This window comes from Bacteroidota bacterium (assembly GCA_026391695.1).
Taxonomy (GTDB): domain Bacteria; phylum Bacteroidota; class Bacteroidia; order Bacteroidales; family JAGONC01; genus JAPLDP01.
Genome location: JAPLDP010000021.1, coordinates 135,423 through 142,124, shown reverse-complemented (window position 1 = coordinate 142,124; position 6,702 = coordinate 135,423). Strand labels below are relative to the sequence as shown.

The 6,702-nt window shown below is 43.2% G+C and carries 4 protein-coding genes; 1 reads left to right on the top strand and 3 read right to left on the bottom strand.

Translation table 11 applies throughout. The annotated features are described in order from the left end of the window. Positions 1–219 precede the first annotated feature (219 nt). The 3 genes from NT175_01855 to NT175_01845 form a co-directional block, all read right to left on the bottom strand. On the bottom strand, positions 220–1,269 hold the full coding sequence (locus NT175_01855) for a hypothetical protein (protein ID MCX6233457.1): 1,050 nt from the start codon (positions 1,267–1,269) through the stop codon (positions 220–222). A gap of 622 nt (positions 1,270–1,891) precedes the next feature. After that, positions 1,892–2,611: a pirin family protein gene (locus NT175_01850; protein MCX6233456.1), complete on the bottom strand. Its 720-nt coding sequence runs from the start codon at positions 2,609–2,611 to the stop codon at positions 1,892–1,894. A 23-nt stretch (positions 2,612–2,634) separates the two neighbouring features. Then, complete coding sequence (locus tag NT175_01845; GenBank protein ID MCX6233455.1) at positions 2,635–3,195, bottom strand: NAD(P)H-dependent oxidoreductase; 561 nt, start codon at positions 3,193–3,195, stop codon at positions 2,635–2,637. Between the two features lie 637 nt (positions 3,196–3,832). On the opposite strand from NT175_01845, the gene NT175_01840 reads away from it, so the two are divergent. Then, positions 3,833–6,301 carry a lectin like domain-containing protein gene (locus NT175_01840; GenBank protein ID MCX6233454.1) on the top strand — a complete coding sequence of 823 codons (2,469 nt, stop codon included), beginning with the start codon at positions 3,833–3,835 and terminating at the stop codon, positions 6,299–6,301. Positions 6,302–6,702 lie beyond the last annotated feature (401 nt).

Genomic DNA, 6,702 nt, shown 5'->3' with positions numbered 1-6,702 from the left:
TGAACAATGAATTTTGTCAAAACAAAAACTGCATCAATATCTTACAAATTATCCCAGCTTGCCTAATTTTTTGTATTCGTCCTGGAAATAGTATAGCTTTTTATCCGAATTTTGGATTTATGAATTATTCAGGTTAAATTTAATAATACTCTTTTGTTATTGTTCTCATTTTATTATTGTCCGTTGTCTGCCAAGTTATTGGTTTTTGTTAGAATAAATTTATTTCACGATCTTCTTTAAAGAAAAAATCACATATCGCGGATTGCCTTCCGACAGACTGTCAATCCTCCACCTGGTTTTTTCAAGGTTATGGTTCAATCCGTCTATACCTAGTAACCTTGCTTTAATATGTGTTATTTTCATGGCAGCACGGATTCCCGGATCTACGGTTTCAATATCCCGTAAGAGGGAACCGGCAATTATTATGTGATCCTGCGAGTTGTCGTATATTGTGTTCAGATTTTGAATAATCTCTTCATCTGATGCGTATTCAAAAAGACCGCCTTCCGAGGCACATATTTCTATCCATTCTTTCCGTTCCGCCAGCAGTTCCGTTAGTCTTGCGGTACTATTCCAATTATAAGGAATATACCTGAAAGAAACATCCAGATCATTGAAACGGGCTCCGGAAGCTTTGAGTGACTCGACGCACCGGCCGGCAAAACCGGGGCCAAAAGTATCCACATCGAGCACATTGATCTCGATTTTTCTGTTTTGCAATAAGGAAGGATCTTTCTTCTGTATCAAAATGAGTGTGTTGATGCTGTCGCTTGCCGTGCCGCCTGCAATATTAATAAAACAAATGGATTTTCCCGGCGACTTAATAAGCAGGGGTATCAATGCTTCGGCCTGGCAGTGGCATATATCCCTCACCCGCATCCTTAACACTATCGCACCGAAACTCTTCGATGCCAGCCGGTCAAAAAATCTTTTTCTTCCCTTTCCGATAAGTCCCGGACCCAGCTTCATCATCAGCGTACTCATTCCGCTGAGAAAAGCGTCGTCGGTGTCGTTTAACAATAGACCTGCCATAATATAAGATCGTTTTGCAAGATAATTTTTAAAGAAAGCAGGCATTTTTTGAAAACTTTCGGCTCTTTTTTCTCCTTTCTTCTCAATCTCGGTCAGCATTTTTTTTAGCTTGTCTTCATTGATGCTTTCAGTAAAAAGAGGATGGGTTATATCAAGTACAGGCAACTCAATGCCTTTATCTGTAAATGCGTAGGATAACCCCTTTATCTTGTTCTTTTCACATAGTTTATTTTCCATATTTTTCTATATACTTCATGCTTAATAATCAGAATAAATCCGGGCTGGCATTTGTGTGATCGTGTGTGCCCCGAATGGCAAATATAATGAATGAAACGTTCTTTGACAAGTCTGATGGGTAGAAGTCCCAAATACACCTGTAACGGAAAGTATTAGTCCCGAAAGGCGGATTTTCGCTGCGCTCAACACGGCAAGGGCGTTCCTGATGACCGGAGGTCTGAAGTAAGCCACACAGCAAAAATCTGAACTGAAGAAAATGAATTGAATAGGAGTCAAGTTTGGCAGGGTAAGCCGGCACAGCTCAGCAAAGCCTCACAGTCGCGACGCCTCGGATAAATGAGCGTTTGAAGAAGCGTGGCTATCTTTCTTTCCTTAATTACTATTTTGAAATTCGTTGATGATGAGTGCCTGTCCCGATTTCGCTTCGCTCATCGGGAAATCGCCGTATTCGTGACTCCGCCTCGGGCGGATGGTGGGAGAGGTGCACCCCGGCTATTCATGGTCGGGGCCACTTACTCGATTATAGGCAGCCAAGCTTTCGCCACTCAACAGTGCATTGGCATTTTTCATTGTCGATAATTGCATGAAAAGGTTTATCAAATTTGTATTGTATGGTTTTGAGTTATTCATACATTGGCACTTCCATGAGCAACACTTCAACATCCTGTGAGTTTGCTTTTATGGAAATTTTATACGTGTCCCAAATTCCCAAACCATCTCTTTCATTCAAATTGATTTCTTCAATGGTTACATCGCCTTTTATGATGAATGCATAAACTCCATTGCCGTTTTTCTTAATGGTGTAATCAATTGAAAAATCCTTATCAAATCTTCCGACGTGAAACCATGCATCCTGATGAATCCAAACTCCTGCATCATCAGCTTTTGGTGAAACAATTTGCTGCAACTTATTGTGGCGGTCATTTAAGTTGAGTGTAACCTGGTCGTAGCGGGGTTTCACATTTTTCTTATTTGGAAAAATCCATATCTGAAGAAACTTCACCGGCTTATCTTTATTTCTGTTGTATTCGCTGTGGGTAATTCCGGTGCCTGCACTCATTACCTGCACATCACCATTTTTAATTACGGCTATATTGCCCATGTTGTCTTTGTGTTCCAGGTCACCTTCCAGCGGAATTGAAATGATTTCCATGTTGTCGTGAGGGTGAGTGCCAAAGCCCATACCTGCTGCAACCTGGTCATCATTCAAAACCCGCATCGCACCAAAGTGCATCCTTTCAGGATTATGATAGTTAGCAAAACTGAATGTGTGTTTGCTGTGAAGCCAGCCGTGGTTTGCATCGCCGCGGGTTTCTGCTTTGTGAAGAATTGTATTTGCCATGATGATTGATTTTACATTTAAAATTAGTTTGTCATTTTATTTTTTGCTTCAATACACCAGAGTAATTCATTGATAAAATTTGTTGCTCTTTTATCAGTTGCGGTTTTGTCTGTGGGATTTCCATGTTTATCAAATGAATCGCGCACTTTTGGAACGGGAAACATGGCAGGAACTGTCCATGCATGCATTTTCCAAAATAAAAACTGCAATGATGTGATTACTTGTGAGCCACCGAAACTTCCATCCGACACAGTTGAAATTGCAACGGGTTTGCGATGCCATTCATCATACAATAAATCAATTACATTTTTCAAACTTGCCGGGTAACCTCCGTTGTATTCAGGTGTAACAATCAAAACACCATCAGCAGTTTTTATCTTTCCTGCAAAATCAAGCATTTTAGCCGAAGGAGATTTTTGAAAGCGTAACCGTTCATCAAACAATGGAAAATTGTATTCATTCAAATCAAGAATTTCAGCAGTTGCAAGCTTGTTTGCTTCCAAATAGTTTTTGAAATACAAAGCAATCCTGTGGCTATTCCTTCCTGTTCTTACACTTGATGATATAATTATAATGTGTGGCATATTTTTTTAATCGTTAGTGAGTTTCAAAGATATTCAGAAGGTTGTGTAAGCACCGTTACAAAATTGGTTGCCGAAAATGTATGTATATACGGTTGTATTTATATTTCACTTTTCAGTGCGTTCTGTAAATTTAAACAAATTTAGCGAATTTAAATCTGTAAGGTAACTTTTTAGTCAGACTTGTTAAGGTAAGAAAGAATAATCAGGGGTTATTCTTGATATACTGAGCGATAGTTCCGGCGAGTTTCGACGAACGCATAAAAATGTTGACCATCACCCTTGAACGATTGAGGAAGCGGGGCTATCAACCTTTCCTGGAATACTATCTTGAAATTCGATGATGATGAGTGCCCGTATAAACAACTCTTCTTAAACCAAACAAATGTAAATTATCTCTATTAGAAATCCATATTGCAGTGGGCTTTTTGTTTTAACCGCAGAGGTCGCAGACCTGCCCGTCTGATTACGTCAGCGGGCAGGGAAAGCGCAAAGGACGCAGAGGATTAATTGTCTAACCTGCAAACTTTTTTTAGGACGAGTCACATATTTGTAAATTATGGAGAAGCAGACGCGCAGAATTGTATCAGGTTTTTTAATAACTTCGAAGCTGAGTTCAATCTCACCCAAAATATACCTCATGAAAAAAAATCTACTACTACTTGGAGCAATCCTCGGATGTGTTTCTATTTTTTCTCAAAACCCACCGGAATCTTTTGACTTGCGTGATGTCAATGGCGAAAACTATGTCACCTCAGTGAAAAACCAGCAGGGGGGAACATGCTGGACCCATGGCGCTATGGCCGCTATCGAAGGGAATCTCCTGATGACCGGCGTCTGGGCCTCAGCCGGTGAAACCGGGGAACCAAACCTGGCGGAGTATCATCTTGATTGGTGGAATGGCTTTAACCAAAATAACAATGACGATATCGATCCCCCTTCAGGTAGCGGACTTATTGTACATGAAGGTGGCGATTATTACGTAACTTCAGCCTATTTATCCAGGGGAGAAGGAGCGGTGAGGGATATTGATGGCCAGTCGTACGAAACACTGCCGGCCAGGCATCTGGACAGCTATCATTATTATTATCCCAGGGATATAGAATGGTTTACCGTGGGGGACAACCTGGAAAACATCGACATGGTCAAGCAAAGCATCATGGATAACGGTGTGATGGGGACTTGCATGTGCTCCAACGGTTCCTTTATGACCAACTATATCCATTATCAGCCACCCACTTCTACACTGGATCCGAATCATGCAGTGGCTATCATTGGGTGGAATGACACCTTGGTGACACAGGCCCCACTGCCCGGCGCATGGCTCTGTAAAAATAGTTGGGGTACCAATTGGGGATTCAATGGCTATTTCTGGATTTCTTATTACGATAAGCATTGCGGTCACAATCCCGCCATGGGGGCGATCACCTTCCGAAATGTGGTGCCACTGCAGTATGATAAGATCTACTATCACGATTATCATGGATTCCGTGATACATTGACCGGGTGTTCGGCCGTATTCAACAAGTTTATCGGAGCAGGCGATCAGTTGCTGAATGCCGTAAGCTTCTTTACGGCAATGGATGATGTCGATTATACGGTCATCATTTATGCTGATTTTGACGGTACTCAGTTACTGAATGAGTTATCGACCAAGAGTGGGACTTTGGAATTCCGGGGTTTCCATACTCTCGACCTGGATGAAATCTTAACCATTAGCGAGGGCGAAGATTTTTATGTGTACCTGGAATTATCGGACGGAGGTTATGCCTATGACAGGACATCCAACGTGCCGGTTTTGCTTGGAGCCAGTTACAGGACCATCGTGGAATCTGCTGCAGCAGAGGACGAGAGTTATTACCAGACTGATGGTGAATGGCTTGATTTTTACAACTACGATGACCCGTCCGGATTTCAGCATTCCGGGAATTTTTGCATGAAGGTGTTGGCGGTTATGGCCGGAATGAAAGTCACTCCCAGGGAAGGGTTTCAACCTCAGGGTGCCGTCGGAGGGCCTTTTGGGCCTGTCAGTAAGGTGTATTCACTTGAGAATAAGAGCCTGACAGCTATAGATTATGAAGTTACCAAGGATACTGCTGCAGAATGGATAACCTTGGACGGCATGCTGCAAGGGACTCTTGATCCCGATGAAACAGTTGACATCACCATTGAAATTAATGAAAATGCCAATGACCTCATCGCTGGTGCTTACCCGGCCGAGGTCCATTTCATCAATGCTTCTGACCACATCGGGGATACCGATAGGGAGGTGGTCTTGATCGTTGGGGATGGTGTGCTGAAGTATGAATGGTTGTTTGACGACGATCCCGGTTGGACGACGGAAGAGGATTGGGCGTTTGGCCAGCCGCAGGGTCTGGGAGGCAGCCATGGATCACCAGATCCGACCAACGGATATACTGGCAATAATGTTTATGGGTATAACCTGGCAGGTGATTATCCCAACGGCCTTTCCGAAAAGCACCTCACCTCCACGGCGATCGACTGCTCCAACCTGTACGGGGTCCATCTAAAGTTCAAACGATGGCTGGGCGTCGAGAGTCCCGATCACGATCACGCATATGTACGCGCCAGTACGGACGGAACCAACTGGACGACGGTCTGGGCCAATGAGGTTGAGATGACGGCCGGCGCCTGGGATGATGTCGACCTGGACATCTCATCGGTAGCTTCGAACCAGGAAACAGTATATCTCCGTTGGACCATGGGTACTACAAACGTAAGCTGGAGATACTGCGGCTGGAACATCGACGATGTGCAGATTTTCGCAGTGGAAGATATGACCACAGGCTTTTCCGATCTGCTCGGGAATTCTCCGAAGCTCATCGGAAATTATCCCAACCCATTTTTTTCACAGACATTAATTGAATATAACCTGGCTGAAGGTTCTTTTATATCCCTGATCATTTATGATATACAGGGAAGGATGATACGCACCCTGGCAAAAGGCCACCAGTCGGCCGGGACAAAGACGGTCATCTGGGATGGAACAGATGAAAGCGGCAGCCGGGTGAAAAGCGGGATCTACTTTTGTATTTTGCGTACGGATAATCAGGTGATGAGTCGCAAGATGTTGCTGGTGGAGATATAAATAGTGTTAAGGCTGTCCAGCCAATGAATGTGGTTTAGGGTGAACTGTGCATTTTGCGGGGACTTGAATGTTGAACCCTTGAATGTAACCACCGAGTCGACTTTCTCATAATCCTTAATCCCAAGGCTTACAGGCGAATCATGAAGCATCCCGTTTGTAATGGAAAAGATGGAAGGCGGCTAGGTTCTTTCTCCTGTGAAGGCAAACTTGTTGAGAAACTGAAAGCTAAAAACTTTGCCTGATACATAGGCTGCCCCGGCAGAAGACATACAAAATCAAAATTGACATTGTTCTCATACTGTGTCTGTTTTTAAAGTGTTTGCTAACGTTAAGTATATGAAAAGTAGTTATTTTCAGAGATTATACGTATCGGAATACAACCGTATGGATCCGAGCTGAAA